We start from the raw sequence: 26,676 nt of genomic DNA on the forward strand, positions 1-26,676 counted from the left end.
CTGTTGGCATATCCGTATTATCTCCTGACTGGCCGTGACATCCGCTACGGCCGGTTTCATTTTTTACAAAAAATAATTTGCCGGGATGAAAAACTATCGATTACTTTGTATTTCAAAGTACTTTATGATTTCTGCCAAACCCCTGTTTTTAGTGCCCTATTTTTAACCCGTTATTTTTTTATGCAAACACTTTGTTTTTAAAAGTGCTTTTAAAAAATTAAAACATGCCCGCTACCATCCTCCCTGAAACCCAGAAAGATTACCAGCGCATCGGCGTGCTGCTGGTATTATGTTCCGCAGCCGTATATGGCATCGCCAGCCTGGCCGGCCTTAAAGCCGAAACTTTTTTCGGCATATTTTTGATCAACTATGCCGTATCGCTGCTCTATGGTTGCCTGATCATTTTTTCGAGAAAACGGCGCAGCGGCCCTAAAGGGCTGCATTGCTTCCTGCTCTGCCTTGTGCTCGCCCTGATCAGCGCCTATGCCCTCAATCACTTCATCCCCGTATTCGAATCATCCGTACCCTGGCTCAGTTGTTGCCTGGTGGTGGTAGCCGCCGCCTATACCAGCCTGGGGTATATGGACCGCTTCCGGGCCTGGCAGCGTATACTGGCCGGCTTTGTTACGGGCACAGGGCTCCTGCTCTTCCTGTACCTGAGTATCTTCCTGTTGCCGCTGGCCCCTTTTGCACTGGTAGGCAGCGTATTCCTGGGCATATCGCTGCATGCGCTCGTGCCCTTGTTTTTCGTGATCTTCACCATCAAGTGGATGGTAGAGGTAGGCCGGGAATATCGTTATGTTGCGGCCAGTTTCTTCGCAGGCCTGCTCTTTTCCTTCCTGGTCATCCTGCTTTTTTGTTTACAGTGGAACCGTATCGACCGCCTGGTACACCATTGCTACCAGCGCAGTTTTGTGGCCGACAATACCGATTTGCCCGCCTGGATGAAGGTGGCGCAAAGGTTGTCCGGCAACTGGCTTACGGAGGAGTACCTGAAAGCCGGGTTTGTATATACCGTGGCCAAACAGGATGATAACTGGCTGGACTGGTCGCTGCCCCGGGTCGATTTTGAAGAAACCCGCAAGCACGATCCGCTGATCGTGATCGCAACGTTTTTTAACAACAGGCAGGCCTTGAATGAAGAGGAGAGGCTGAAGGTGCTGGAGTCGGCTTTTGGTGCAAGACATAAAACCCTGGAACGCCTGTGGCGCGGCGACGACCTGCAGACTACCGATGTGGTAACGCATGTGCGCTTATGGCCCGAACTGCGCATGGCCTATACCGAAAAGACCCTGACCGTGGGCCGGCGCCATGGAGGTACTGATAACCGCTGGTCCGGCCAGGAGGCAATTTACACCTTTCACCTGCCGGAAGGCGGTGTGGTAACGGCATTGTCGCTTTGGATCGATGGCAGGGAGGCCCCGGGCATACTGACCACCAAAGGCAAGGCAGCACAGGCCTACCGGCAGATCGTCGGTGTAGAAAGCAGGGATCCTTCGGTCGTGCACTGGCAGGAGGGCAATACGGTGAGCGTACGCGTATTCCCGGTACCGGCCGATGGCAGCAGGATGTTCAAAATAGGCATAACTGCACCGCTTGCAACGGTAAAAGACCGCCTGTTTTACGACAACATTTATTTCGAAGGTCCCGATGCGGCTACGGCCCGCGAAGTGGTACGGCTCGACTGGGTGGGCAAAACCGCGCCGGAACAGCCCGAAGGTTTCGAGCCGGGTGCGCCGGGCCGGTTTATGCGCGAGGGTAATTACCAACAGCACTGGCAACTGGATGTTGCGGCTCCGCCGGTAAGCAACGGGAGTTTTGCCTTTAACGGGAAAACCTATACGGTGGCTGCTTTTGAACCGCAACGTGACGCTGCGTTTTTTGATAAGATATACCTCGACCTCAACGGAAGCTGGACCCGGCGCGAGTTTGATGCGGCCTGGCATACCTTTAGCGGCAAAGCGGTTTATGTGTATGATGATGGCCTGGTACAGCTCAGCGATAAGAACCGCGAAAAGATCTTCAGGCGTATGCAGGACTATCATTTCAGCCTGTTCCCCTTGCAGGAGATCGACGAGCCGGCTACGGCGCTGCTGGTAACCAAAGGCGGCAGCGAAGGTCCCGCGATCGGCGATCTGAAGGATACCGAGTTCGGACAGCGCCTGGATGCCTGGTTGCAGCAAGGGCAGAAGCTGCGGCTGTTTAACCTGGGCCGCACACTTAACCCTTACCTGAGTACGCTGAAAGAGCACCGTGCTTTTGTATACGAACAAGGCGATACCGAACTGCTGCAACAGCTGGTAACAGGCAGCAGTTTTGCTACCGATGCCGAGCGTGCGGATAAGATCGTGCTGGAACGTGCGGGCATACAGGTAACCAGTGGTGCCGGCACAACGGATACGCATGCGCCGGATCATGTGATGCGGCTTTTTACCTATAACCACCTGATGCAACAATTGCGCTCCGGGCTTTATACCAATCATGAAGTAGATACCGCGCTGGTGGCCGAAGCGCAGGAGGCAGGTATTGTAAGTCCTTTGTCGAGCCTTGTGGTACTTGAAACCGCTGCAGACTATAACCGCTTCGACATCAGCCAGAGTAAGAACAGCCTGCAAAACGCCAGTATGAAATCGAAAGGCGCGGTGCCCGAGCCCGAAGAATGGGCGCTGATCGCTATTGCAGCCGCATTGGTAGTATTCCTGTATCGTAAAAAACAGCTTAAGGTGTTATGGAAATCTTCTTAAAATACCGGCGCGTGCCGCATTGCTACAGCCGTAATGACCTGTTGTGCCTGTTTGGGGTACTGGCCTGCAGTATCAGCAGTTTTATCCTGCTCGGCGATTACCTGCTTTGGCAATCGGCCGGCTTCCTGGTAGGCCTGGGCGCATTGCCGCTGATGTTTACACAACCCGCGGGCCGGAAAAGTACCCGTATGGGCTGGCTGGCGGTTGCTTTTGCCTTGACGGGTTTGTTGCTGCCCGTGAAGACCGTGGTTTATATGACCCTTTGCTGTACCTTATTGTTCCTGTATGAGTATTATAAAGGCCGTTGCTCTGTACTGTCCTTGCTGACCCTGCTCCTGATGTCGCCGATTTGCAGTTATTTCGCAGAGGTATTCAGCTTCCCGGTACGTTTGCAGCTTACGGCCATGGCTGGCGCCTTGTTACAGGGCGCGGGTGTGCCGGTTGCGGTTGCCGGTAATATTATCGGCAGCGGGGCCACGGAGTTTGCTGTAGATCCGGCCTGTATGGGTTTAAGCATGCTGGTGGTATCGCTGTTGTGCGGACTGATCATGGTGGCCTTTTACCAGCGCCGTTACCGGCGGCGGCTGGCAGCCGGCTGGATCCTTTTATTCCTGGCCGCACTGGTTGTACTGAACATCGTGGCTAACCTCTGCCGTATCCTGCTCCTGGTGTATTTCCATTTGCTGCCCGGTAATCCACTACACGGTATTTGCGGTATCATCTGCCTCCTGGTTTATGTATTGTTGCCGGGGGCCGGATTATGCCGCTTATTGCTGCGCAAAGCGGGTCGTGTCCAGGCGCCTGCAGCAGCGGCTAACGCGCTCCCGGAATACGCGGCCTGGTTGCCTTTGTTCATCCTGTCTTTTTTGATCCTGGCACACATCCGGCAACGGCAGGTACCGCCTGTACACCGGCAGCAGGCCCTGCCGGTAGTAGCGGGGTATACTGTTTCCCGTTACAACAGCGACGTGGTTAAAATGGAAAACAATACCGTGCTCATATACCTCAAACCCCTGAAGGGCGCGGTATACACCGACCATAATCCTTTGTTGTGCTGGAATGGCAGCGGTTACAGCTTTGAGCGCGTACAAGCCTGCAACTGGTCGGGGATCAGCTTATTTACCGGCGTACTGGCCAAGGGCACAGAGCGTTTGTATACTGCCTGGTGGTATGAGAATGGTACGACCAGTACGGTAAGCCAATGGGCCTGGCGCTGGCAAACCCTGAAAGGCGCCCGACCCTTTACGCTGATCAATGTTACTGCCGCCACGCCTGCGGTGTTGCAAGCCGAAGTAGCCCGTATCGCAGCGGCAAAAGATAAGCTGGTCGGGCATTGAGGGGCATACGGTATGCAGGAAAGATAACCGGTGCTGGTTCGTTTCCAGGCAAAAACCTACATTTGCAACATCCCGGCCAACCCATGTCTCCGGCCGGCATATTCTCATGAAAAAATTTTTACGTGCCTACCTGGAATCTTATACCGGGCTGTCGCATGCTTCCTGGATGCTGGCGCTCGTGATGTTCATCAACCGTTGTGGCGCTATGGTATTGCCGTTCCTGGGTATCTATATGACGCAGGAACTGGGCCTGAGCCTGGAAAAGGCCGGTGTCGTGCTGAGTTGTTTTGGCCTGGGTGCTATTACGGGTTCCTTTTTGGGTGGTTTACTTTCCGATAAATGGGGGCATTTCAATACCCAGATCACCAGCCTGGTGCTGTGTACGCCCCCGTATTTTATATTGCCCCTGTTTAAAACACCGGAGCTGTTGGGCGCCGGTATTTTTGTATTGAGTGTGATTACCGAAACCCTGCGCCCGGCCAATTCTGTAGCCATTATGTACCATTCCCGGCCGGAGAGCCTGACCAAAGCTTTTTCCTTAAACCGGATGGCGCTGAACCTGGGCTTTTCTATCGGTCCTGCAATCGGTGGTTTGCTGGCAGCTATTTCTTTCCAGTTATTGTTCTATGGCAATGGTATATCGGCGGGCCTGGCTGCCTTGCTTTTTTATTTTTATTTCCGCAACCGTAAGGGTCGTGTGGTCACCGCACCCAAGTCTGAAGCCCCGGATGCCCCGGTGGAAAAGGTAATCAGCCGTTCGCCTTACCGCGACGGTCCGTTCCTGGTCTTTTCCCTGCTTTGCTGTTTTTACAGTATCTGCTTTTTTCAACTGCTCAGTACGCTGCCCTTGTACTACCGAGATGTGCATCATCTGAGCGAGTCGGGAGCCGGGCTGGTACTGGCCTCCAACGGCCTGGCCGTAGTCTTGCTCGAGATGCTGCTGGTGCATATTGCCGAACGTAAACTGGGTACCCGCAGGGCCATCGTGATCGGGACCCTGCTCTGCGGGCTCTCCTATGTGTTGCTTAACCTGTGCGATGCCCACTGGATGTTGTATTTCGCCATGTTCGTGATGAGCATATCGGAGATACTGGCCATGCCTTTTATGGCTACGGTAGCCGTAAGCCGCTCCTCCGAACAGACCAAGGGCGCTTATATGGGATTGAACGCACTTAGCTTTTCCATTGCACATGTGTTCTCACCCTTCCTGGGCACCCGTATCGCGGCGGCCTATGGTTTCGAAACCCTGTGGTGGATCACCGGTATTACCATAGCCCTGGTTACCCTGGGTATGTATTTTATCCTGAAAAAATTATAGTGCCTCTTTATCCGCATATACAGAGAAGTGAAAACCCGGAGCAATGGGGAATGCTACCTTTGGCATTCCTTATTGACCTCTTAAAGCTTTTCTGATGCGACTTAACCAGGTTACCGTTCCCGCGCTTGATCTTGAAGTTTCCGTTTCTTTTTATACCCGCCTCGGCATGACCCTGATCGTAGATGCCCTGCCGGGTTATGCCCGTTTTGCCTGTCCCGATGGCAGTACTTTTTCCCTGCACCGCGTAGACCGCCTGCCGCAGGGCGATGGGATATGGATCTATTTTGAATGTGATGACCTGGATGCCGAAGTAGCCCGGCTCGAAGCTGCGGGTATGGCCTGGGAAACCCGGCCCGAAGACCAGTCCTGGCTATGGCGCGAGGCCCGGTTAAAAGACCCTGACGGCAACCAGCTGATCTTTTATTTTGCCGGCGAAAACCGCCTGAACCCGCCCTGGAGGCTGAGCGAAGCAGAGACCGCCGCCCGGGCTACCGGGGCGCTGCGTTAAATACCGCCGGCCCAACAACTTTTAAGCCGTTCGATTGTAACATAGGGTAAAAGATATCCGCCCTTCACTATGGCCTTTATAGACTATTATACCGTGCTCGGCCTCGGCAAGAATGCAAGCACCGATGATATTAAGAAAGCATACCGGAAACTGGCGCGCAAGTACCATCCCGATCTGAACCCCGACGACCAGGAGGCGAAACAGAAGTTTCAGCAGATCAACGAGGCGCAGGAAGTACTGACCGACCCCGAAAAACGCAAGCAGTACGATAAGTATGGCGAGCAATACGGCGAGCGCTGGAAAGAAGGGGAGCAATACGAACAGCACCGGCAATCGCAACAGCAGCAACAGGCCTATAACGGCGAAGATTTCGAAGGGTATAACGGTAGTTTCGACGACGGCCGGTTTTCGGATTTCTTCGAATCCCTTTTCGGCAACCAGTCGGGTGGGGGCAGGCAGGCGATGTTTCGCGGGCAGGACCTGAATGCGGAGCTACCGCTTACCCTTAAAGAGGCTTACACCACGCATCCGCATATGTTTACCGTAAATGGCAAACAGGTACGGATCACCATCCATGCCGGTGTGGCCGACGGGCAGAAGATAAAACTGAAAGGCTACGGTGGGCCCGGCGCTAATGGCGGTCCTGCCGGTGACCTGTACATTACCTTCCGTATTGCGGAAGACCCGGTGTTTAAGCGGGTTAAGGACGACCTCTATGCTGAGGTCGCCCTGGATCTGTACACCGCAGTACTGGGAGGCTCGATTATGGCCGATACCCTCGATGGTAAAGTAAAGCTGACGATAAAACCGGAAACACAGAACGGGACTAAGGTGCGGCTGAAGGGCAAAGGTTTCCCGGTATACCGTAAAGACAACAGTTTTGGCGATCTCTATCTTACTTTTTCTATAAAAATACCTACCGGCCTCACTGATAAACAAAAAGAATTGTTCAAAACATTATCCGAATCTTAAACTTTACCGACTATGCCTGCAGAATTGATCACGGTTTCCGAATACTGTATCCATTACCATACCGACAGGGCCTTTATCGATGCCCTGGAGCAGAACGGACTGATAACCCTGACCCTTGTCGAGGAGGAGCGTTTTATACCTTACGACCAACTGGAAGAACTGGAATGGTACAGCAGGTTGCACCGCGACCTGGAACTGAACCTGGAGGGAATAGATGTGGTACGCAACCTGTTACAAAAGATCAAAAGCATGCAGGATCATATCCGCGAACTGGAAGCCCGGCTGACACAGCTGCGTTATTAAGATCATTTCCTGTTGTACATTTAGTTATAAATGAAAGCGGCCGTTCCCCGGAAGAGGAACGGCCGCTGTTGTGTTTCGGTTTTAATTACATAATACCCGGACGTTGGCAACAAGGCCGTCCCGGGGCTGTTTGTCCGCCGCCATTGCATAAACACTGGGACATACAGGAGTAGCAGGCTGATGCTACTGATCCTCCGCCCTGTACCTGGCTTTGGTTTAATTGGTCTAATGCTGCGATGGTCTCTTTTTTCAATGCCAGTTTCTTAAGGCCTATGCTCTTTTTCATAATCGATCTTTTTGTGTATGTGATTTGGTCATCCCTTTCTTCTGCCGGGGCAATGCCTCGGGATGATTGTTCAGCATATTGCAACGGTAGCGCGCTTACCCTTGCAGGTAACACAAAGATAATGATGCGGGTCAAGGAGGCTTCTACCGGTTTTCCGGTATTTTCCCGGTTTCGCCCCCGGCATATTGTTACAATTAACTTAAAGTGCTATAACGCTCCGGTAGAAAAACGGCCATTCCCCAAAGAGGAATGGCCGCAGGATGAGGATACTTTACTCTTGCCTGGTTGGAATCTCGCGCGGGCAACAGGGCCGGCCGGGAACGGTAGGCTGCGGATTACACAAACACTGCGACATACAGGAGTGACATGCCGATGCAAGGCTGAATCCGCCCTGTACCAGCTGTTGGTTGTGCTGGTCGAGGGCTGCAATGGTTTCTTTTCTTAAAGCCAGTTTCTTCAGGCTAGCACTTTTTTTCATAATGGATGTTGTGGGTAAGCATAGGTGGTTCTTCCCTTTCTTTTGCGGGGCAATGCCTCGGGACGATTGTTCAGCATCCGGCTGCAGCTGTGCACGGCTGCTGCCCGTAGCACAAAGGTAAACCGCCCCGGGAAGCCTGGGAATACCTGGTTTTTTGTATTTTTTACTCCTGAGATCCTGGAGTGAAACCGGTAGGGCAGGTTGCCCAGGACCAGGATAAAAGCAGGTAGCAGGGATGTATTTACAGATCCGGAAGGATTGGCGGGTAGCATGCATCACATAGTTAGGTATTGCGCGGAGCAGGCGCACGTTAACCATTTATAACCGATAAGGAAAGCAGCACAGCAGGAGATGCTGAGGTACTGGCAACAGGCATGGCAAAGCAGCTCCATGGGGCAGGAGGCCGGAATAAAAAAAAGCGCCCCGGAGGGCGCTTCGTATATCGTATTATACCAGGTCTGCGGCAATCAGCCTCAGGAATTCAGACCGTGTTTCGTTGTGTTCAAACTGTCCGCTAAAGGCGGAGGTGGTGGTTACACTATTCTGTTTCTGTACGCCACGCATCATCATGCACATATGTTTGGCTTCGATCACCACCGCAACGCCCAGTGGCGCCAGGGCTTCCTGTATGGCATCCAGGATCTGGTGGGTAAGACGCTCCTGTACCTGCAGGCGACGGGCAAAGCAATCCACCACGCGGGCGATTTTGCTTAAACCGGTAATATAACCATTAGGAATATAGGCAATATGCGCTTTGCCGATAAAAGGCAGCATATGATGCTCGCAAAGTGAATACAGTTCAATATCCTTTACGATTACCATTTCGCTGTAGGGCTCTTTAAACTTGGCAGAATTCAGGATATCCGCCGCATTCATCTGGTAACCCTGTGTCAGGTACTGCATGGCTTTAGCTACGCGTTCCGGGGTTTTTTGCAGGCCTTCGCGATCCGCATCTTCACCCAGCAGCTCGATCACCGATTTGTAATGCGTAGTAAGCGGGTTGGTAATGTGCTCGTCGTAATGATCTTCTTTTTTATATGCCATTCGTAATAATGTAAGTTGTCAATAAACAGAACCGTCTTAGCCGAAATATTCCACGTAGATCTTCGGGGTTTCATAGAGGCGTATGCCGTGCAGGATAGCGCCTTCTTTTTCGATATGGGGCTTTAGTTCGTTCCAGATACCGATGGCCAGGTTTTCCGCGCTGGTAAATTTGCCTTTCATAAACTCCACGTCCATATTCAGGTTGCGGTGGTCTATTTTTTCGATCACGGCGTCTTTGATCAGCACGCCCAGTGTCTTGGCATTGAAGATAAAACCGGTTTCGGGATGGGGATCGCCTTTTACAGTAACATGTAATTCATAGTTATGCCCGTGCCAGTTCGCATTGGAACACTTACCAAACACTTCTGCATTTTCCGCATCACTCCATTCGGGGTTATATAACTTGTGGGCCGCATTAAAATGCTCGACCCTGGTCAGATATACCATAATATCGTAATAATTTCCGCAAAGGTACTATGTTAGCAAGGTTTCTCAAAAAACATTCAGTATAAAGCCATAAAGGAATTAAATTTGCCGGATTAAAACAGGAGTATGCGCTTACTGATCGCGGCGGCCACGACATTTGAACTGGAGCATTTTCAGCACTTTCTGGATCAGAAATTTGCAAAAACAGCAGAACATCATTACTGTAAGGATAACCTGGAGGTCTATGTATGCATAACCGGTATCGGTATGATGCAGGCGGCTTTTGCCCTTGCTGCCGCCATCGGGGAGTTCAGGCCTCATTTTGCCCTGCAGGCCGGTGTAGCCGGCGCCTTTAACCGCGACCTGGCATTGGGCAGCCTCGTTATTGTACGGGCCGAACTGCTGGGCGACCTTGGCGTGGAAGATCATGGCACTTACCAGGACATGTTCGATATCGGGTTGATGCAGGAAGGCCGGCAACCCTTTGCGGGCCGGCAACTGGTGAACAGTTTCCAGGATTTCCCGCTGAAGCTCAACCTGCCCTTCGTAACCAGCCTGACGGTCAATACGGTAAGCGGTAGCAGCGCCACCATTCATAAAAGAACAGAAAAATACGGTTGTGATGTGGAGAGTATGGAAGGCGCAGCATTTCACTATGCCTGCCTGATGAAGAAGCTGCCCTTTTTGCAGGTGCGCAGCATCTCCAATTATGTGGAGCCGCGTGATAAAAGCAAATGGAAAATGAAAGAAGCGATCCGGAGCCTGAACGACTGGATGATCGAAAACCTGCCGACCGACCTGTAAGCGACCGGAGGCAATAAACCCAAGCCCATGGCCGAATTGGTAACCCTACGAAGTTTTGACAACTATATTACTGCCAATATTGTAAAAGCCAGGCTCGAAGCGGAAGGTATTGTATGTGTATTGCAGGACGAGCATACCGTATCCATGCAGTGGGTATGGTCGCAGGCCATAGGCGGCATTAAGCTGCAGGTGGCGGAGCAGGACGAGGGCCGGGCGCTGCACATCCTGGAAACAACCGAAGAGGAGGTACGCCTGGAGCGCGAAACGCCGGGCTTCTGGGATGAAGATACCGAACAGCTCGACCCTTCCAATAAACTCTGTATCCATTGCGGCAGTAAGAATACCCGCAGGGTCGATTTTAAAAAAGGACCAACTTTCCTGTCCTGGCTCTTACTGGGTTTCCCCTTGCTGTTCCGTTCCGACAAATGGCATTGTTTCCATTGCGGCGAAGAATTTTAAACCGGTATGCCGGTACAACATTGAATTATGCGTATTGATATTATAACCGTAGTGCCCGGGCTGTTGGAAAGCCCTTTTGCCCATTCGATCATGAAAAGGGCGCAGGATAAAGGTTTGCTGGAGGTGCATGTGCACAACCTGCGCGATTTTACACCCTACAAACATGCCCAGGTAGACGATTACCAGTTTGGCGGTGGTGCGGGTATGGTGATGATGCCCGAACCCCTGGCCTTATGTATCGAGTCTTTCCAGCAGCAAAGAACCTACGACGAGATTATTTATATGACGCCCGACGGGCAGAGGTTTGAGCAAAAGATTGCCAACCGTTTGTCGATGAAAGGCAACCTGATGATCATTTGCGGGCATTACAAAGGTATCGACGAACGCATCCGCGAACATTATATAACCATGGAAATCTCTATCGGTGATTATGTACTGAGTGGTGGCGAACTGGCAGCGGCGGTAGTTGTGGATGCGGTAGGCCGTTTATTACCCGGTGTGCTTAACGATGAAACCTCGGCCCTGTTCGACTCCTTCCAGGACGACCTGCTGGCCCCGCCGGTGTATACGCGCCCCGCCGACTTCAGGGGTTGGAAAGTGCCCGACGAATTGCTGAGCGGCGATCCTAAGATCGTTGATGCCTGGCGGCAGGACAAGGCCCTGGAGCGCACGCAACAGCGCCGTCCGGACCTGCTGGAGCGGCACGATTAATGGCTTTAACTTTAAGAGCTGACCGATAGTATTACCTTATAAATTATGGCCCCCGCAATAGCGGGGGCTGTTTTTATGGGCGCATTTGTTCGTTCGGGGTTATGCTTGCTTGCTTGCACTTCCGTTGTTAATCCTCACTGCGCTCAGGATGACGGGGAGCGGGCTCAGGATGGCAGGAGTGAGTGATGTGGCTTGTGCTTCCCCTTGTCGCTATTGTTTGTAGCGTTAGGGGGAGACAGGTTACGTGCATGGCTCCCGCCTGATGTCATGCTGAGCGCAGCGAAGCATCTTACCGGGCAGGCGGTTATGCTGACCGTTAGCATTACCTGTGCGCTAAGGTGTGGCGGAGTATAGTTATGCTTGCTTGCACTTGTGCTCCCTTTATTAAGATCCTTCGCTTTGCTCAGGATGATGGGGAGGGGGCTTAGGATGGCGGGAGTGAGTGATGTGGCTTGTGCTTCCCCTTGTCGCTATTGTTTGTAGCGTTAGGGGAGACAGGTTACGTGCATGGCTCCCGCCTGATGCCATGCTGAGCGTAGCGAAGCATCTTACCGGGCAGGAGGTTACGCTGACACTTAGCATTACCTGTGCGCTAAGGTGTGGCGGAGTATAGTTATGCTTTGCTTGTACTTGCGCTCCCTCTGTTAAGATCCTTCGCTACGCTCAGGATGACGGGGAGGGGCTTAGGATGGCGGGAGTGAGTGATGTGGCTTGTGCTTCCCCTTGTCGCTATTGTTTGTAGCGTTAGGCGAGACAGGTTACGTGCATGGCTCCCACCTGATGTCATGCTGAGCGTAGCGAAGCATCTTACCGGGCAGGAGAGGAGGTCATGCTGACCGTTAGCGTTACTGTTCTAATATTAAGTACTTGAAAGTGGCTGTTGCTGAGGGCATCTACGGATATTGCCAGGAAATAGTCCTTTATGCCTCCACCTTACTTTGTTTACATAACTACGAACAAAAACAAGACCGTATTATATACTGGTGTAACCAATAATCTTGTTTTGAGAATGAGCCAGCATGTTTACCAGGCAAACAGTCGTAACAGTGCTACATTCACCGGCAGGTATGCTTGTTGTTACCTGGTCTATTTCGAAGAGCACCGGTATATCCCTGAGGCAATAAAGCGGGAGAAACAAATTAAGGGCTGGACAAGAGCGAGGAAAAAGGCCCTGATTGAAACCATCAATCCCGGGATTTGTTTCCTGGATGCGGGATAGGTCTGGGCTTGTTTGCACTTGTGCTCCCTCTGTTAAGATCCTTCGCTGCGCTCAGGATGACAGAGGGAGACGGATCCTTCGCTGCGCTCAGGATGACGGGGGAGGGGGCTTAGGATGGCAGGAGTGAGTGATGGCTTGTGCTTCCCCTTGTCGCTATTGTTTGTAGCGTTAGGCGAGACAGGTTACGTGCATGGCTCCCGCCTAATGTCATGCTGAGCGCAGCGAAGCATCTTACCGGGCAGGAGGTTATGCTGACCATTGGCATTACTGTTCTAATATTAAGTACTTGAAAGTGGCTGTTGCTGAGGGCATCACGGATATTGCCAGGAAATAGTCCTTATGCCTCCACCTTACTTTGTTTACATAACTACGAACAAAAACAAGACCGTATTATATACTGGTGTAACCAATAATCTTGTTTTGAGAATGAGCCAGCATGTTTACCAGGCAAACAGTCGTAACAGTGCTACATTCACCGGCAGGTATGCTTGTTGTTACCTGGTCTATTTCGAAGAGCACCGGTATATCCCTGAGGCAATAAAGCGGGAGAAACAAATTAAGGGCTGGACAAGAGCGAGGAAAAAGGCCCTGATTGAAACCATCAATCCCGGGATTTGTTTCCTGGATGCGGGATAGGTCTGGGCTTGTTTGCACTTGTGCTCCCGCTATTAAGATCCTTCGCTGCGCTCAGGATGACGGGAGGGGGCAGGATGACGAGGGAAGGGCAGGATGGAGAGTGGAAGGGGGCTCAGGATGAGGACTGGGAGGAAGACGCGCTGCGCTCCCGATAAATCCGTACCTTCCTTGTCCGGAAAGCGTTTGCGACCGGTTACCCGAAACCCATCAACCCGATCCATGAATGCACCCAACGTTTCCCCAACCAGGAACCGAGGCATCGATATGCTGCGCGGCTTCAGTATCTTATCGGTCGTGCTGCTGCATCTCAATATCCATTTCCACCTTACCGATACCTTCCTGAAAACGGTACTGCCCAAGAAAGTGTTTATGGTACTGTTCTGGAGCGGCTACTACGGTGTGATCATCTTCTTCACCCTGTCGGGTTACCTGATTACGCAATCGATACTGCGGCGCTGGGGGGAGCCCGGGCAGATCCGTCTGCCTGTGTTTTACCGCTACCGGGCTGCCCGTATTTTACCACCCTTACTGGCCCTGTTACTCATCCTTTCCTTGCTTCATATTTTCGGAGTGACCGGCTTCGTGATCGACAATTCTAAAACATCCCTCGCCGAAGCCCTGGTGGCAGCCCTCACCTTCCATATCAACTGGCTGGAGATGCGGGCAGGCTACCTGCCCGCTAACTGGGATGTATTATGGACCATATCGATCGAAGAAGTCTTCTACCTCGTATTCCCTTTGCTGGGCCTGCTTTTGCGGCGACGGCTACCCCTCCTGCTCCTGTTGAGCTGTGGTGTGCTGATCGCGCCCTGGGCCCGTACCCACCTGTTTATCGATAACGAACTTGGCGACCGTAACAATCTTGCCTGTATCGATGCCCTGTCGCTGGGTTGTATCACGGCTTTGATCGCGGACAAATTAGCGACCGTTAAGATCTGGAAGCGCCTGTACCCGCTGCTGGGTTGGGCTTTGGTCGTTTTCGTGATCGTATTTCGCAACCTCTTATTTAAATCGGGTATTACTGCATTGGGCCTCGATGTGAGTATACTCTCCCTGGGGGTATGCGGCATCCTGCTCCGGATGCATAACCGCCCGGAAACGCTTACAGGGCAAGGGTTTCCGGGCTTGCGCTGGCTAGCCGATATGGGGCAATACAGTTACGAGATTTATCTCAGTCATATGTTCGTGGTCATCGCTGCGGCGCAGCTGTACCAGCGATTTGGGGTAGCGGATACCTATCTGCCCTTCGTGCTCTTACTGGCAACTATCGCCTGCTATCTACTCGGTAAACTGGCTTATACTTGTTTTTCAGAACCGGTAAACCGGGCGTTGCGGCGTAAAGCTGACAAAAACATGCAGGCAACCAAGCAGGGGCCTGTTACCTGAATTGCCTGTTTTGGATACGCGCGGGGAAATGGATATCTTTAAACGGGATGTGGTTCATTAATGATGCAATAACCTCTATAAACTATGGAACAAATACTACGACTCAAACATTGGCAGCTTTTTTCGTTGTTTCTTTTGGGACCGGTGCTTATGCCCGTGTTCACCTTCCTGCTGTATGCCATGGGAGATGCGGCATTCCCGGGCGCACTGGTGCTGATGGTATTTGCTTTGCTCATTTCCCAGTTCTCCTTTTTATGCTGGTTTTATCAAACCGGTAATGTGTTAAGCCGTTACCTGCCGGCTGGTATGGAATATCCGATCAGGCGGTTCCGGGCACGGGTGTTGTTTGCCGCTGTTTACACAACGGCGCTTGCGGCTTGGATCGTAGCCGGTGGCCTGGAGCTTACAGAACAGGGGTTGGATGATCCTCCACTCCTGGTTATGGCGATCATCGTGCCGCTTCATCTTTTTGCGATGTTCTGTATGTTTTACGGGCTTTACTTTAATGCGAAGATGTTGAAAACGGTGGAAGAGCAGCGGGAGCTTGCTTTCAGTGAATTTTCCATCGAGTTTTTTCTTTTATGGTTTTTCCCGGTCGGTATCTGGAATATCCAGCCGCGTATCAATGCAATTGTAGCGGAACCACCTGTCGATCCTTACCTGTCCGGTTTCGGGCATTGAGTGCCGTTGTGCTAACTCTCGTAACGCCAGCTAACCGGTGAAATCCTTCGCTGCGTCTTATTACTCCATCAAAGCCGGCTAACCGATAAGGTCCTTCGCTGTGCTCCCGATGACACCCGCCTTCTCAATACGCAATACCCATTACTCAATACCAGATTAAATAATACTTTCCCACTTGCCGGCTCCTTCGCGCACCAGTTGCGGCGTACCGTCGGTACAGTCGATCACTGTAGAGGCGATCATACTGCCGATGCCGCTGTCGATCACGATATCGACCTGTTTACCGAATACCTCGTAGATCATTTCCGGGTCGGTATAGTATTCCACTTCGTCGCCCATGGGCAGCGATGCGCTCATGATCGGGTGGCCCAGTTCCTGCACAATAGTCTGGCAAATGATATGGTCCGGGATACGGATACCCACGGTGTCTTTCTTGGTCTTTAAAGCTTTGGGCACTTCCCTGCTGGCTTCCAGGATAAAGGTGTAAGGACCGGGTAGCGCTGTTTTCAGGATGCGGAAGATGGGCGTGCCGATATTACGGGCATAGTCGCTGAGGTGGCTCAGGTCGCGGCAGATAAAGGAGAAATTGGCCTGTTTGACCTGTATGTTCTTGATGCGGCAAATGCGTTCGATCGCCTGCTGGTTATAAATATCGCAGCCGATACCATAGATCGTATCGGTTGGATAAATGATCACCCCCCCGGAACGCAGGCAGTCGACCACGGTCCGGATATTACGGGGCTGCGGGTTGTCGGGATGGATATGAAGGAACATAAGCGTTTTTTTTATAGGATAATTTCTATAAAGTAACGGTTTTTCAGGTTATTGGTTCATTCCTGTTGTTCAGGCTGTTTTCGTTGGCTTCCGCCAGCTCGATCTGTTTGCGGGTAGGCAGCAGGATCAGGCGCAGGGTTGTGTCGTTGGTGAAATAGCTGAATGCCCAGTTGATAAAGATAAAGAGTTTGTTGCGTACGCTCAGGATCAGCATCAGGTGCAGGAACATCCAGGTAAACCAGGCCAGGCGCCCCTGGAAGCTGAATTTAGGCAGGTCTACCACGGCTTTGCGTTTACCTACCGTAGCCATAGAGCCCGGGTCTTTGTATTCAAACTCTTTCCAGTTGCCACCCCGCAGGGCGGCACACATATTCTTACCCAGCAGTTTGGCCTGGTTGATGGCCACATTGGCTACCTGCGGATGGCCTTTAGGATATTTCGGCGTTTCCATATAGGCGATATCGCCCAGTGCATAGATATTGCTAAAGCCTTCTACTTTATTATACCGGTCTACTTTAAGCCGGTTGCCACGCTGGATAATGTCTTTGGAGAAGCCCCCGGGCACATTGCCCGTAACACCCGCAGCCCAGATCAGGTTGCTGCTGGGTATCTGGCGGCCGTCTTTAAGTTGTACGGTCTTGCCATCGTAGTTTTCCACCACGGAGTTGGTCCATACTTTAACCCCGATCTGCTCCAGGTATAATTGTGATTTTTTATGCGAGGCGTCCGACATCGGTCCGAGTGTAACCGGTCCGCCTTCGAGCAGGTATACATTCAGCCTGCTAAAGTCCATATCGGGATAGTCTTTGGGCAATACATTCCTTTTCATCTCGGCCAGTGCGCCCGACAGTTCCACGCCTGTAGGACCGCCGCCCACCACTACGATATTCAACAGGCGTTCTATTTCCGATTCCGGTGCGCGCAGGGCATCTTCAAAGTTGAGCAGGATACGGTTGCGCAGGGCCATGGCTTCGGTGGTGCTCTTCATCGGGAAGGCCAGCGCTTCGATCTGTTTGTTGCCGAAAAAATTAGTGGTACAGCCCGTGGCGATAATGAGGTGGTCGTAACTGAAGTCGCCGATATTGGTACGCACTTTATTTTCGCCGCTGATGATTTCCTGTACTTCGCCGATGCGGATATGAATATTCTTCTTTTTCTGAAAAATTTTACGCAGTGGGAACGAAATACTGCTGGGTTCGAGACGGGCGGTAGCAACCTGGTAAAAAAGCGGCTGGAACTGGTGGTAGTTATAACGGTCGATGAGGGTAATGTCGTAAGCCGATCTGCTGAGCTGGCGGGCAAGTTGCAGCCCTGCAAATCCTGCTCCAAGAATGATCACCCGTTTATCTGTTGCGGACATGGACGATTTATTTACAAAGTTAGTGCATTGATCACTGCGGTCCGCATTAATACAGATAAAGAGCGATAAGGTTGACCGTACGGCCGCTATAAGAAAGAATAATTATTGTTGTAATGAACAAAACCGGTTCGTGTGTTTTATATTTTATATACTTCCCGTAAAATGTGCCGGCTAACATACTGAACTACTTTACTAAGCGTTTGTAAATTATCTTTTTTTTCTGCGGATAGCTACGCTTATTGCGCTTTCGCTTCTTAACTTTGTCTATGATGAAAAAAACAATCTATTTCCTGTTGGCTGGCCTCGTCTGTTTCCTTGGCGTTATCGATGACCTGCATGCCCAGGATATCTATTATTCGAAAGAAAGGAAATTCAGTTTTCAGAACGGCGACTTTGAAGTAGTGGGCTGGAGCGGCGACCGGTTGTATACCTACCGTGCCTCCAAGGAAGGTTTTTTCCTGGATGCCTACAACGATTCCATGCGGCTGATGGCTACGATTGCGCTCGACTTTTTCCCGCAAAAGATATACGAGACCAAGTTTATCAATTACGACGACCAGATCACCGTATTATTCCAGGCACTGCAAAGCAACTACGTGGTACAATATGCGGTAAGGCTCGACGGCCGCGCCCGTATGCTGCAACGGCCTGTAGCCCTCGATTCGGTAAAAACCGGCTGGTTCGGCCCTTCGAAAAGTTATTATTCCTCGGTAGTCAGCAGCGACAAAGGCCGGATTATGATCTATGGCCTGGGTAAGGCCGGTAAATCGAGCGGTTTAAGCACGATACTGCTCGACAAGCAACTGAATGTAATTGCGCGCAGCCAGCCTGCACTGGATGCTTCTATCTCTGATTTTACACTCGGACAAGCGATACTGGGCAATGACGGTAGTCTTTACCTGTCGGGTTATACAGAAGGTGGTGCAAAAGGATATGGCGGAGAGGCCCGCATCCTGAAACTGGCACAGGGCGCTACGGTGTTCCAGGCCGGCGTGCTGCCGCTTAAGGAACTGTATATTTCCGGTATGTATATCAAGCTCGACGATAATACCAACGAGATCTACCTGAGTGCTTTCTATTCGCTGAAAAAATCGGGTAATATCGATGGCGTGCTTTACGGGCTCTACAGCCCCGCCCAGGATTCAATGACTATTTTTAAGGCTATTCCCTTCGACGAACAAATGCGTAATGCAACGGATGAGCGGAATAAGAAAAAAGCATTCAATGAATTCGAAGTGCGTAATATTATCGTGAAAAATGACGGCGGCTTTATCCTTGTTGCCGAAAATTTCTACATGAATACCCGTACCAGCTACGGACCGGGTTATGGCGGTTTTTACTCCAGTTATTATAATTACAATTACCCCGGTATGAATACCTCGGTACGGGAATATGTATACGGCGATATCCTGGTGCTGAACTACGATGGCGCAGGCAATCGCCAGTGGCATAATTTTATCCGTAAAGAACAATACTCACAGGACGATGGCGGCCTTTTCTCTTCTTTCGGCATGATCAATTCCGGGGCAAGCCTCGTGTTCCTGTACAACGATTTTACCAATAGTAAATCGAACCTGAGCCTTGCTGCGGTGGACGTTTCCGGTAAATTACAGCTGAAGAAGCTGAATGCCGGCAGCGGTAACGATGGCGACTGGCTGCCGCGCTCGGGTAAGCAGACCGATGCTACAGAACTGATCGTACCTGTGTTGCATAAAAACAATCTTTCGTTTGCCAAACTGGCTTTCTGATCTGAAGGACGATATTATAAAATGGCCGCCGGTACCTACCGGCGGCCATTTGTAATTTTATCATTATCCCGGGTTTTAAAAGAGTAGCCGGGCAACTGTTTCTCTATTGCGCAACAGGCTTAACTAACCAGCTCTCTTGCATTTTTCATAGCGGCCTCGGAGGGTTGTTCGCCGCCGATCATCTGTGCGATGGCCCTTACCCTTTCGTCGGTAGTCAGCAGCCTGATACGGGTTTTTACTTTTTCCTGGTCGGTCGTTTTGTACACATAAAAATGCTGTGTGCCTTTACCGGCTACCTGGGGCTGATGCGTAATGCACAACACCTGGTGGTAGTCGCTGAGCGAACGCAGCAGGATGCCCACCTGGCGGGCGGCTTCGCCGGAAATAGCGGCGTCTACTTCGTCGAAGATCAGGGTAGGGAGGGCCAGGGCTTTGGCGGTAAGCGCTTTGATACAAAGCATGATCCTGCTCATCTCACCACCCGAGGCTGCCTTTTGCACCGGTGTAAACTTGCCGCTCTTATTGGCATCCAGCAGGAAACTGATTTCGTCGCGCCCCCATTCCAGCAACTGGCCGGAGTCGCGTATCTCGATCTTCAGCAGGGCATTGGGCATACCCACCAGTTTCAGCAGGCCGTTGATCTGTTCTTCGAAGCCGGGTGCTATTGCTTTCCGTTTATCGCTGAGGGCGTCGGCTGCCTGTGCCAGCATCTGTTCGGCCACATCGATCTGTTCGCTGAGTTGCTGCAGGTTGGCGTCTGCATTGCCCTGCTGTTGCAGCTCTTCGGACAGCTCACGGTGCAGTGCGATCAGGCCCGCCGTATCGGACAAGCCATGTTTCTTTTGCAGGCGATAACCGAGGTCGATACGTTCCTGCAGGTTTTGTAATTGTTCTGCATCCAGGTCGACCGAGTTTTGCAGCCGGTCGGCTTCGGCGGCTATATCGCGGAGCTCGAGCAGGGCACTGTCCATACGTTGGGCCAGTGTAGCGGCTTCCGCTTTTACGGCAGTTATCGATTGCAGTTGCTGCATCACGCGTTTCAACTCGTTGTTGAGCGGCGTTTCGCCCTCTTCAAGCGCAGTATACACCGTATTCAGTACGGTCTTTATCTGTTCGGCATGACTCAATTGTTTTACCAGCAGTTCTGCATCTTCGATCTCGTTCTCTTTAAAGGAGGCCTGTTCCAGCTCATCAAAAAGAAACTGTTTATAGTCGGCCTCTTTCTGCCATTGCGCCTGTTCGTCGGCCAGCTTTTTATAATCGTGCTGTAATTGTTTATACCGCCTGAATCCTGTCCTGTACTCCTGGAGCTGTACCTGGTTTTCGGCAACGGCATCGATCACCTCGTAGAGGAAATGATCCTGCTCTATAGCCCGGTTATCGAACTGGCGGTGCAGGTCTACCAGGGTAGAGGTGAGTTCGTTGAGGATACCCAGGGTAACGGGGGTATCGTTTACAAAAGCCCGGCTTTTGCCGGAGGGACTGATCTCGCGCCGGATAATGGTAACCGGCTCCGGATCCAGCTCCTCGCGCTGCAGCAAGGCATTGAATTGTTTATTCTGTTCGGTTTTGAAATAGGCTTCTACCACGCTTTTCTCTTCCCGGTTGATCAGTACGGAAGTATCCGCACGCTCGCCGAGTATAAGCGACAGGGCGCCGAGTATAATGGACTTACCTGCCCCGGTTTCACCAGTGATCACGTTCAGTTGTTCGTCAAAAGCAATGCTCAGTTCATCGATAATGGCGTAGTTCCGTATGTATATTTTTTGCAGCATAGCTGTTCTGGGGATAAAGGGCAAATTTATACCTTTTATTGATGCTTCGCCTGTTACTTTTTAGCTTCGCTTCGCGAGGGCTTTACCACGCTCTGTGCTTTCGGTGAATTACCTTACCTTAGCCCGCTTTGCGGCCTTTTACGGGTTACCGTATCGCCGTTTAACGATCGAATTATGAATATCCAGGACGCCTATCAATCTTTAAAAACACAACTTACCGCATCGTACGATCCGGCTGAGGCGGGCAATATAGCCGACTGGGTAGTGGAAGCGCTTACCGGTCACCGGCTTTCGGAGCGGGTACGGCATGCCGGCCAATTGCTGTCGGAGGCCCAGGCCGCACAATTGGCGACCTATACGGCGCAATTGCTGCAACACCGCCCGGTGCAGTACGTGCTCGGCGAAAGCTATTTCTACGGGCTCAAATTATGGGTAGATGAGTCAGTGCTGATACCGCGGCCCGAAACGGAAGAGCTGGTCGACTGGGCCCTGAAAGGTATCGGGCAGCAACCGGGAACTGCGGTGCTCGATATCGGTACCGGCAGCGGCTGTATCCCGCTGGCGATCAAAAAAAACAGGCCGGGGGCGGTTGTGCATGCGCTCGATATCTCTGACCAGGCGCTGGCTGTGGCCCGCAGGAACGCCCGGGACCTGGAGCTGGAGGTAGGTTTTCAAAAATGCGATGTGCTGGACCCGGCGCAATGGGAAGACCTGCCCCGGTTCGACGTGATCGTGAGCAACCCGCCTTATATTACCCTGCCCGAAAAAGACAGTATGATGGCGCATGTGCTCGACTACGAGCCGCACCTGGCGCTATTTGTGAGCAATAACGATCCCCAGCAGTTTTATAAAGCCATCGAGCTACTGGCCCGTAAAAAGCTGGTGCCAGGCGGGCAACTCTTCCTGGAATTGCATCGCGATTTCGCCGCCGAAACCACGCGCTACTACCAGGATAGCGGCTGGCATACCGTATTGCGCAAAGACATGCAGGACAACGACAGGATGCTCGGTTGCACATTGGTATAGTTTAAAATTTGGCATTTGTACAGCGGTTTGCTACATTTGCCTTCCTTTCGAAAAAAGAAATATTATGACAGAGCAAGTTGACAAGGTGGTATCCAATACCGTAGAACTGATGAAAAAGGCGATTGGTCACCTGGAATCGGAACTGGTAAAGATCCGCGCCGGCAAGGCCAACCCTCAAATGCTGGAAGGCCTGGTAGTCGACTACTATGGCGCTCCTACACCCATCAACCAGGTTGCTAATATCACGGTTGCCGATGCGCGTACCATTACCTTACAACCCTGGGAAAAGCCGATGATCGCCCCGATCGAACGCGCTTTGATGCAGGCAAACCTGGGTGTGACCCCCCAGAATGATGGTGTGGTGATCCGGTTGTTTATGCCGCCGCTGACCGAGGAACGTCGTAAAGAACTGGTAAAACGTGTGAACGGCGAAGGCGAGCAGGGTAAGATCGCGATCCGTAATATCCGCCGCGATATGATCGAGCAGATCAAAAAATTACAAAAAGACGGCCTGAGCGAAGATGCCGCTAAGGAAGCCGAAGGCCGCATCCAGGGTATTACCGATAAGAATATCGCCCTGGTAGAACAACACTGCAAAGACAAGGATAAAGAGATCATGACGATCTGATCCGGGTATCATATGGATAAAAGGGGGACTGCATATGCGGTCCCCTTTTTTTATATACCCGGTGCTGTAATATTATCTCCGGGTATGGTTAAAGTCGAGCAGCAGCGACAGCATATGGGCATGCAAGCCGTCGGTGCGTTTGTACCAGGCATAACGCAGACCTATTTCCCGGAAGGTGTAATGCCGCATCAGCTTTGCCTGTGGAGTATACCGCAGGTTCAGCCCCGTTTTAAAACTATTGAATGCCGAGAGGTCGTAATCCGAGGTATAGTACTGTTCCGTTACCTGGTGTTCCGCATAAGGCCTGAAGTACCGGGAGGCCGTTTGGGTATAGAACCGGGCATGCGGGGCTATACTGAACTGCGGGCTTAGCTTTACCGGCAGCTCGAGTTGGAAGGTATGGCTGCGGATGCCGATATTATCCTGGTAAAAGCGGTAGTACGAGCGTATAACCAGCCTGGAACCCGCGAAAATATTGGCTTGCAGGCCCAGCGGGAATTTCCAGCGCTCTTCGGGCAGGTATTCTACTTTTAAGGAACCGTCGGTAAAATATACGCGGTGAAAGGGCGTAGACAGCAAGCCCTTCTGGTATACGAGTTCGGGAAAGATGGCAACCTGTACCCGGCGGTTAACCACCTGGAACCAGGAAAAGGACAGGTTGTAGGAGGTGCGCCGGTACGTATCGTACCATTCCTTGTACCGCAGTTCGGTAGGGTAGACCAGGCTTACCGGGCGCCAGTAGTCGTCGTCGATGCGCCCCCAGCGCAGATCGTCGAAGTAACAGAGCAGCGATGCCGTCCACTCGTGCGACCCGTCGCGTGCTGTACGGCCCAGGTTAATACCCACCGGCAACGAGGTATAATCCGACTCTACCGAAAGCCCCGCCTGGATGCCGGCCCGCAGGCCGCTTTTACCCAGTCGCCTGTTGTAACCCAGGTTGATATGGCTGCGCATATCCACACGCGATGCCGAGGAGAGGACATAATCGATATTATCGGTCGATGCGGAGGTAATAATGTCGGCCCCGGCATTGAGGGTAAAAGTCTGTACCGAATCGCGGCGATGGGTAATGTTCACTTCGGGCGCATAAACCATCAATTCCTCGGTGCCTGTGCCGCCGGTTACTGCAGAATGGTTGCCATCCTGTGTATAATAGGAAAACAGGATCTGTATGTCCGTTTCCGCAACGCGTTGTTTCTTGTATAGCGAATCTGCCGGCGCCTGCTGCGCGGTGGTATGCAGTGCAGCGGTCATTAAACCCAGCAGTAGATATTTCTTTTTCATCCTGGTAATGGAGCTGTGTAACGTTTAGTCCTGTATTGTTCGTCCTGTACTGGTAAAAGCGATCAGTTGCAGCCGCAGCCACCGCTGCTTTTACCGGTACCGCCGCCACTGGCGCCTTCGCGGTAAGCCTGCGCGTTTTCTTCAAACTTTTCGATCGGTAACTTGCCCGGCTGCATAGCCGCATCATTAAGATAGGCACGCTGGTAGGGCTTTACAGCAGTGCAGCTGCCCAGTATCAGTACTGCCAGCAGGAGCAGGATCGCTGTGGTACACTTACCCTTTTCAGATGGAAGCATGGGTACTTATTTTTTCGGAGGTTAATACATGGTTGTGTTCATCCACGATAATGCCGTGCACGCCAGGTAACTGGCCAAGCAGGTACAGGCCGGCATCGGCGCCCATAATGGTAACGGCGGTAGCCAGGGCGTCGGATAGTTCGGCGCCGGGACTCACGATGGTCACACTTTTCAGCAGGCGGGCGGGCAGGCCCGTCCTGGGGTCTATATTGTGGCTATAGCGTATGCCTTTATGTTCAAAATACTGTATATAATTGCCGGAAGTGGCTACTGAGGCCTTTTCTACCGGTATCCAGCGTAGTATTGTATCCTCCTTGCCCGGGTCTGCAATACCGATACGCCAGGGGCTACCGTCGGGCTGGCAACCCCATGCGGTAAGGTCGCCGCTGGCGTTGATAACCCCTGAGGCCAGGCCGGATGCGGTCCACAGCGCTTTAACCCGGTCGGCTGCATAACCTTTGCCGATCGCGCCGAAACCGATTCTCATGCCTTTTTTACGTAATAACACCTGGTTATCGCTACCCAGTTCGATATTGCGGAAGCCGGTAATGCGCAGTTGCTCTTTGAGGGCGTGCTTGCCGGGCAGTGCCTGGTTGCCGGTATTGAACCGGTATAGCGATTTTAACGTGCCGGCAGTAATATCAAAAGCGCCCTGGCTAAGCTCCGAAAGACGGATACAGCGTTGGATTAGTCGGTACACCTCCCCGTCTACGGTAACGGGCGCTATACCTGCATTGCGGTTGATCAGGCTGGTTTGCGAATCTTCGTCAAACTCGGTCAGTAACCGTTCTAAACGCGTGATCTCCGCCACGCCGGCCTGCAGGTAAGGCGCTGCAGCCGCTTCGCTGTCGCAGCAGGCGATCAGCTCAAAGTCGGAGCCCATCATTCTTTTACGCAGGTTACATTTTTGCAGCATAGCTACGGAGCAGGGCTTTTATTTGGGCGATAAAGGGTTCGGTAGCCAGGCCGGTTTGTGCCAGTGTCGCCAGGTTTTGTTGTTGCGCGCTAAGCAGCAGTATTTTCGGGAAGGCGCCCTCGGGGTTGAAACTTGCCGCCAGCTTATCATACCGGGAGGCTAATGCCGGGTCTATTTTACTGCGCTGCGGAAAATCGGCTTTCAGAACCACGAGACTGTCCTGTACAAACTGCAGGAAACGTGGGCTGGATAATACCTGCCGCTCCAGCCGGATACAGGGTATGCACCAGTCGGAACCCTGGAACACCAGCAATACCCGGCGATTGTTGCCGGCAGCCGCGGCAAATGCCTTGTCCGGGTCGGTAAATACCTGGGCGCCCGTATTAAAGGGCAGCAACAGGATAAACAAAAGGTATATCGTTCCGGCTAATCTTCTGGTCATGTCGGTGATTACTGCGATACAGCGGGGTTAAGGGTGTAAAATTAGGCAGTCGTACCGGCTTAATCAAATCCGGCATATTATCTCTTCCATTTTCACTTGTTTTCAAATCCCGCACACTTATAACGGTATCGCCACGTTTATGAAATGCCGCTTTGAACTTCTGATAATTAGCATTAGTTTTAGTTTTTATTTGGAAAACTATAACACTATGAAAGCTATTTACCTATCCCTGCTTTTATTACTGAGCCTGTCTGCCGGCGCGCAGACCTATGTGCCCTTCCCAGTTTCGGATGCCTTGTGGACAGAACGCGTAGGTACAGGCCAGGATAAACCGCCCATTTATCATTGCTTCGGACTTAAAAATGCCGATACGGTTATCAAATCGGTGACCTATCATAAATTATATCGGTCAGTCGATACCGTACTGTCTGAATCGGAGTACTACGGCGGCATCCGGGAGGAGGCTAAACGTATTTATCTCTATACAGATACTACAGAAATAGTACTTTATGATTTCAACCTGCAGGTAGACGATACCTTTAAGGCTACCAGTTCCTGGCCTGGTATACTGCAGGGCAAGGTGACACAGATAGATTCCGTGATGATTGCCGGCCAGTACCGTAAGCGCTATTCCTTTACCCTGATCCAGGGTAGCGGCAGCGGCATCCCTTTCTTTGGCAACTGGATCGAAGGTATTGGCAACGGCGGTATCGGGGGCCTGGTCCAGTCTTTTGCAATGCAGCCTACCTGCGATTGCCAGATCGATAACCTCTGCTTTAAACTGGGGAACGACTGGGTATACCATGACCCTAAATTCAGTAGTACCTCCTGTGTAGCTTCTGTCACTGCTATCCGTGATCCGCAATCTGTGGGCAAGGCCAGTCTGCTTGTGGCGCCCAACCCGGTAACGGGCATCAGCCGCCTGTTGATCGGGGGCGAAGCGAAAGTGGACCGTATCGATATTTTTAATGCGCAGGGCTTGCGGGTACAGTCCTATAGTCAGCCCGGCAATAGCGTGCTGATCGATCGTAATGCCTATGCTCCCGGTATGTATTTTTACCGGCTCAGCGTGGCCGGGCAAACTGCCGGCTCCGGTAAATTTTCTGTACAATAAT

28 protein-coding genes are annotated in these 26,676 nt (G+C 51.8%); 17 read left to right on the forward strand and 11 right to left on the reverse strand.

Annotated elements, in window-relative coordinates; translation table 11 throughout:
• Positions 1-224: 224 nt before the first annotated feature.
• The 6 genes from B0I18_RS13465 (at position 225) to B0I18_RS13490 (ending at position 7,182) form a co-directional block, all read left to right on the forward strand.
• On the forward strand, positions 225-2,744 hold the full coding sequence (locus B0I18_RS13465; protein WP_106523235.1) for an XrtN system VIT domain-containing protein: 2,520 nt from the start codon (positions 225-227) through the stop codon (positions 2,742-2,744).
• Positions 2,729-4,081: an exosortase N gene (gene xrtN / locus B0I18_RS13470; RefSeq protein WP_106523236.1), complete on the forward strand. Its 1,353-nt coding sequence runs from the start codon at positions 2,729-2,731 to the stop codon at positions 4,079-4,081. The genes B0I18_RS13465 and xrtN overlap by 16 nt, the downstream gene beginning before the upstream one ends.
• A gap of 106 nt (positions 4,082-4,187) precedes the next feature.
• Positions 4,188-5,399 carry an MFS transporter gene (locus B0I18_RS13475; protein WP_106523237.1) on the forward strand — a complete coding sequence of 404 codons (1,212 nt, stop codon included), beginning with the start codon at positions 4,188-4,190 and terminating at the stop codon, positions 5,397-5,399.
• 94 nt (positions 5,400-5,493) lie between these two features.
• Complete coding sequence (locus tag B0I18_RS13480) at positions 5,494-5,907, forward strand: VOC family protein (protein ID WP_106523238.1); 414 nt, start codon at positions 5,494-5,496, stop codon at positions 5,905-5,907.
• A 69-nt stretch (positions 5,908-5,976) separates the two neighbouring features.
• Positions 5,977-6,879, forward strand: a complete 903-nt coding sequence (locus B0I18_RS13485) for a J domain-containing protein (RefSeq protein ID WP_106523239.1) — start codon at positions 5,977-5,979, stop codon at positions 6,877-6,879.
• A 12-nt stretch (positions 6,880-6,891) separates the two neighbouring features.
• Positions 6,892-7,182: a chaperone modulator CbpM gene (locus B0I18_RS13490; RefSeq protein ID WP_106523240.1), complete on the forward strand. Its 291-nt coding sequence runs from the start codon at positions 6,892-6,894 to the stop codon at positions 7,180-7,182.
• Between the two features lie 85 nt (positions 7,183-7,267).
• Here the strand turns inward: B0I18_RS13490 and B0I18_RS25100 are convergent, their stop codons facing one another.
• The 4 genes from B0I18_RS25100 to B0I18_RS13510 form a co-directional block, all read right to left on the reverse strand.
• Positions 7,268-7,468 carry a class I lanthipeptide gene (locus B0I18_RS25100; protein ID WP_181358464.1) on the reverse strand — a complete coding sequence of 67 codons (201 nt, stop codon included), beginning with the start codon at positions 7,466-7,468 and terminating at the stop codon, positions 7,268-7,270.
• Between the two features lie 271 nt (positions 7,469-7,739).
• On the reverse strand, positions 7,740-7,946 hold the full coding sequence (locus B0I18_RS13495) for a class I lanthipeptide (protein WP_106523241.1): 207 nt from the start codon (positions 7,944-7,946) through the stop codon (positions 7,740-7,742).
• A gap of 447 nt (positions 7,947-8,393) precedes the next feature.
• Positions 8,394-8,990 (reverse strand): GTP cyclohydrolase I FolE, encoded by a 597-nt coding sequence (folE, locus tag B0I18_RS13505; protein WP_106523243.1) that lies wholly within the window; start codon positions 8,988-8,990, stop codon positions 8,394-8,396.
• Between the two features lie 36 nt (positions 8,991-9,026).
• Positions 9,027-9,437 (reverse strand): 6-pyruvoyl trahydropterin synthase family protein, encoded by a 411-nt coding sequence (locus B0I18_RS13510; RefSeq protein ID WP_106523244.1) that lies wholly within the window; start codon positions 9,435-9,437, stop codon positions 9,027-9,029.
• 105 nt (positions 9,438-9,542) lie between these two features.
• On the opposite strand from B0I18_RS13510, the gene mqnB reads away from it, so the two are divergent.
• The 7 genes from mqnB (at position 9,543) to B0I18_RS13545 (ending at position 15,312) form a co-directional block, all read left to right on the forward strand.
• Positions 9,543-10,220, forward strand: a complete 678-nt coding sequence (gene mqnB, locus B0I18_RS13515; protein WP_106523245.1) for a futalosine hydrolase — start codon at positions 9,543-9,545, stop codon at positions 10,218-10,220.
• A gap of 27 nt (positions 10,221-10,247) precedes the next feature.
• Positions 10,248-10,679: a putative signal transducing protein gene (locus tag B0I18_RS13520; protein ID WP_106523246.1), complete on the forward strand. Its 432-nt coding sequence runs from the start codon at positions 10,248-10,250 to the stop codon at positions 10,677-10,679.
• A 27-nt stretch (positions 10,680-10,706) separates the two neighbouring features.
• The gene (trmD, locus tag B0I18_RS13525; RefSeq protein ID WP_106523247.1) at positions 10,707-11,390 is read left to right on the forward strand and encodes a tRNA (guanosine(37)-N1)-methyltransferase TrmD; all 684 of its coding nucleotides are present in this window, start codon (positions 10,707-10,709) and stop codon (positions 11,388-11,390) included.
• Between the two features lie 922 nt (positions 11,391-12,312).
• Complete coding sequence (locus B0I18_RS13530; protein WP_106523248.1) at positions 12,313-12,609, forward strand: GIY-YIG nuclease family protein; 297 nt, start codon at positions 12,313-12,315, stop codon at positions 12,607-12,609.
• Between the two features lie 339 nt (positions 12,610-12,948).
• On the forward strand, positions 12,949-13,245 hold the full coding sequence (locus tag B0I18_RS13535) for a GIY-YIG nuclease family protein (RefSeq protein WP_106523248.1): 297 nt from the start codon (positions 12,949-12,951) through the stop codon (positions 13,243-13,245).
• Between the two features lie 219 nt (positions 13,246-13,464).
• Entirely contained in the window at positions 13,465-14,631 is a 1,167-nt protein-coding gene (locus B0I18_RS13540; RefSeq protein ID WP_181358465.1) for an acyltransferase family protein, read from the forward strand.
• 84 nt (positions 14,632-14,715) lie between these two features.
• On the forward strand, positions 14,716-15,312 hold the full coding sequence (locus tag B0I18_RS13545) for a hypothetical protein (protein WP_146146741.1): 597 nt from the start codon (positions 14,716-14,718) through the stop codon (positions 15,310-15,312).
• Positions 15,313-15,468: 156 nt separating this feature from the next.
• On the opposite strand, the gene B0I18_RS13550 is transcribed toward B0I18_RS13545, so the two are convergent.
• Together B0I18_RS13550 and B0I18_RS13555 are read right to left on the reverse strand one after the other, a co-directional pair.
• The gene (locus B0I18_RS13550; protein ID WP_106523251.1) at positions 15,469-16,086 is read right to left on the reverse strand and encodes an L-threonylcarbamoyladenylate synthase; all 618 of its coding nucleotides are present in this window, start codon (positions 16,084-16,086) and stop codon (positions 15,469-15,471) included.
• Positions 16,087-16,129: 43 nt separating this feature from the next.
• Entirely contained in the window at positions 16,130-17,446 is a 1,317-nt protein-coding gene (locus B0I18_RS13555; RefSeq protein ID WP_106523252.1) for an NAD(P)/FAD-dependent oxidoreductase, read from the reverse strand.
• A 266-nt stretch (positions 17,447-17,712) separates the two neighbouring features.
• On the opposite strand from B0I18_RS13555, the gene B0I18_RS13560 reads away from it, so the two are divergent.
• Complete coding sequence (locus B0I18_RS13560) at positions 17,713-19,194, forward strand: hypothetical protein (protein WP_146146742.1); 1,482 nt, start codon at positions 17,713-17,715, stop codon at positions 19,192-19,194.
• 119 nt (positions 19,195-19,313) lie between these two features.
• Here B0I18_RS13560 and recN read toward each other — a convergent pair whose 3' ends face one another.
• Complete coding sequence (recN, locus tag B0I18_RS13565) at positions 19,314-20,969, reverse strand: DNA repair protein RecN (RefSeq protein WP_106523254.1); 1,656 nt, start codon at positions 20,967-20,969, stop codon at positions 19,314-19,316.
• Positions 20,970-21,143: 174 nt separating this feature from the next.
• Between recN and prmC the strand changes: the two genes are divergently transcribed.
• Both prmC and frr read left to right on the forward strand, forming a co-directional pair.
• Entirely contained in the window at positions 21,144-21,995 is an 852-nt protein-coding gene (gene prmC, locus B0I18_RS13570) for a peptide chain release factor N(5)-glutamine methyltransferase (protein WP_106523255.1), read from the forward strand.
• A gap of 64 nt (positions 21,996-22,059) precedes the next feature.
• The gene (frr, locus tag B0I18_RS13575) at positions 22,060-22,623 is read left to right on the forward strand and encodes a ribosome recycling factor (protein WP_106523256.1); all 564 of its coding nucleotides are present in this window, start codon (positions 22,060-22,062) and stop codon (positions 22,621-22,623) included.
• A 72-nt stretch (positions 22,624-22,695) separates the two neighbouring features.
• On the opposite strand, the gene B0I18_RS13580 is transcribed toward frr, so the two are convergent.
• The 4 genes from B0I18_RS13580 to B0I18_RS13595 all read right to left on the reverse strand — a co-directional run bounded on the left by B0I18_RS13580 (position 22,696) and on the right by B0I18_RS13595 (position 25,561).
• Positions 22,696-23,907 (reverse strand): DUF3570 domain-containing protein, encoded by a 1,212-nt coding sequence (locus B0I18_RS13580; protein WP_106523257.1) that lies wholly within the window; start codon positions 23,905-23,907, stop codon positions 22,696-22,698.
• 62 nt (positions 23,908-23,969) lie between these two features.
• Complete coding sequence (locus tag B0I18_RS13585) at positions 23,970-24,203, reverse strand: DUF4266 domain-containing protein (protein WP_106523258.1); 234 nt, start codon at positions 24,201-24,203, stop codon at positions 23,970-23,972.
• Complete coding sequence (locus tag B0I18_RS13590) at positions 24,190-25,119, reverse strand: FAD:protein FMN transferase (protein ID WP_106523259.1); 930 nt, start codon at positions 25,117-25,119, stop codon at positions 24,190-24,192. Before B0I18_RS13590 ends, B0I18_RS13585 begins: the two co-directional genes overlap by 14 nt.
• Positions 25,103-25,561: a thioredoxin family protein gene (locus B0I18_RS13595; protein ID WP_106523260.1), complete on the reverse strand. Its 459-nt coding sequence runs from the start codon at positions 25,559-25,561 to the stop codon at positions 25,103-25,105. The genes B0I18_RS13590 and B0I18_RS13595 overlap by 17 nt, the downstream gene beginning before the upstream one ends.
• 208 nt (positions 25,562-25,769) lie before the next feature.
• Here B0I18_RS13595 and B0I18_RS13600 point away from each other — a divergent pair, with 208 nt between their 5' ends.
• Positions 25,770-26,675, forward strand: coding sequence for a T9SS type A sorting domain-containing protein (locus B0I18_RS13600; RefSeq protein WP_181358466.1), 906 nt, complete (start codon positions 25,770-25,772; stop codon positions 26,673-26,675).
• Position 26,676 lies beyond the last annotated feature (1 nt).

Source organism: Taibaiella chishuiensis (assembly GCF_003014535.1).
Classification (GTDB): Bacteria; Bacteroidota; Bacteroidia; order Chitinophagales; family Chitinophagaceae; genus Taibaiella; species Taibaiella chishuiensis.

Excerpts from the sequence above, each read along its gene's own strand:
- B0I18_RS13590 (WP_106523259.1), bottom strand. The coding sequence starts at position 25,119 with ATGCTGCAAAAATGTAACCTGCGTAAAAGAATGATGGGCTCCGACTTT.
- B0I18_RS13465 (WP_106523235.1), top strand. The coding sequence starts at position 225 with ATGCCCGCTACCATCCTCCCTGAAACCCAGAAAGATTACCAGCGCATC.
- frr (WP_106523256.1), top strand. The coding sequence starts at position 22,060 with ATGACAGAGCAAGTTGACAAGGTGGTATCCAATACCGTAGAACTGATG.
- B0I18_RS13520 (WP_106523246.1), top strand. The coding sequence starts at position 10,248 with ATGGCCGAATTGGTAACCCTACGAAGTTTTGACAACTATATTACTGCC.
- B0I18_RS13485 (WP_106523239.1), top strand. The coding sequence starts at position 5,977 with ATGGCCTTTATAGACTATTATACCGTGCTCGGCCTCGGCAAGAATGCA.
- xrtN (WP_106523236.1), top strand. The coding sequence starts at position 2,729 with ATGGAAATCTTCTTAAAATACCGGCGCGTGCCGCATTGCTACAGCCGT.
- B0I18_RS13595 (WP_106523260.1), bottom strand. The coding sequence starts at position 25,561 with ATGACCAGAAGATTAGCCGGAACGATATACCTTTTGTTTATCCTGTTG.
- B0I18_RS13540 (WP_181358465.1), top strand. The coding sequence starts at position 13,465 with ATGAATGCACCCAACGTTTCCCCAACCAGGAACCGAGGCATCGATATG.
- mqnB (WP_106523245.1), top strand. The coding sequence starts at position 9,543 with ATGCGCTTACTGATCGCGGCGGCCACGACATTTGAACTGGAGCATTTT.
- prmC (WP_106523255.1), top strand. The coding sequence starts at position 21,144 with ATGAATATCCAGGACGCCTATCAATCTTTAAAAACACAACTTACCGCA.
- B0I18_RS13480 (WP_106523238.1), top strand. The coding sequence starts at position 5,494 with ATGCGACTTAACCAGGTTACCGTTCCCGCGCTTGATCTTGAAGTTTCC.
- B0I18_RS13550 (WP_106523251.1), bottom strand. The coding sequence starts at position 16,086 with ATGTTCCTTCATATCCATCCCGACAACCCGCAGCCCCGTAATATCCGG.
- B0I18_RS13510 (WP_106523244.1), bottom strand. The coding sequence starts at position 9,437 with ATGGTATATCTGACCAGGGTCGAGCATTTTAATGCGGCCCACAAGTTA.
- B0I18_RS25100 (WP_181358464.1), bottom strand. The coding sequence starts at position 7,468 with ATGAAAAAGAGCATAGGCCTTAAGAAACTGGCATTGAAAAAAGAGACC.
- B0I18_RS13495 (WP_106523241.1), bottom strand. The coding sequence starts at position 7,946 with ATGAAAAAAAGTGCTAGCCTGAAGAAACTGGCTTTAAGAAAAGAAACC.
- B0I18_RS13535 (WP_106523248.1), top strand. The coding sequence starts at position 12,949 with ATGCCTCCACCTTACTTTGTTTACATAACTACGAACAAAAACAAGACC.
- B0I18_RS13545 (WP_146146741.1), top strand. The coding sequence starts at position 14,716 with ATGGAACAAATACTACGACTCAAACATTGGCAGCTTTTTTCGTTGTTT.
- B0I18_RS13475 (WP_106523237.1), top strand. The coding sequence starts at position 4,188 with ATGAAAAAATTTTTACGTGCCTACCTGGAATCTTATACCGGGCTGTCG.
- recN (WP_106523254.1), bottom strand. The coding sequence starts at position 20,969 with ATGCTGCAAAAAATATACATACGGAACTACGCCATTATCGATGAACTG.
- B0I18_RS13585 (WP_106523258.1), bottom strand. The coding sequence starts at position 24,203 with ATGCTTCCATCTGAAAAGGGTAAGTGTACCACAGCGATCCTGCTCCTG.
- trmD (WP_106523247.1), top strand. The coding sequence starts at position 10,707 with ATGCGTATTGATATTATAACCGTAGTGCCCGGGCTGTTGGAAAGCCCT.
- B0I18_RS13490 (WP_106523240.1), top strand. The coding sequence starts at position 6,892 with ATGCCTGCAGAATTGATCACGGTTTCCGAATACTGTATCCATTACCAT.
- B0I18_RS13555 (WP_106523252.1), bottom strand. The coding sequence starts at position 17,446 with ATGTCCGCAACAGATAAACGGGTGATCATTCTTGGAGCAGGATTTGCA.
- folE (WP_106523243.1), bottom strand. The coding sequence starts at position 8,990 with ATGGCATATAAAAAAGAAGATCATTACGACGAGCACATTACCAACCCG.
- B0I18_RS13580 (WP_106523257.1), bottom strand. The coding sequence starts at position 23,907 with ATGAAAAAGAAATATCTACTGCTGGGTTTAATGACCGCTGCACTGCAT.
- B0I18_RS13560 (WP_146146742.1), top strand. The coding sequence starts at position 17,713 with ATGATGAAAAAAACAATCTATTTCCTGTTGGCTGGCCTCGTCTGTTTC.
- B0I18_RS13600 (WP_181358466.1), top strand. The coding sequence starts at position 25,770 with ATGAAAGCTATTTACCTATCCCTGCTTTTATTACTGAGCCTGTCTGCC.
- B0I18_RS13530 (WP_106523248.1), top strand. The coding sequence starts at position 12,313 with ATGCCTCCACCTTACTTTGTTTACATAACTACGAACAAAAACAAGACC.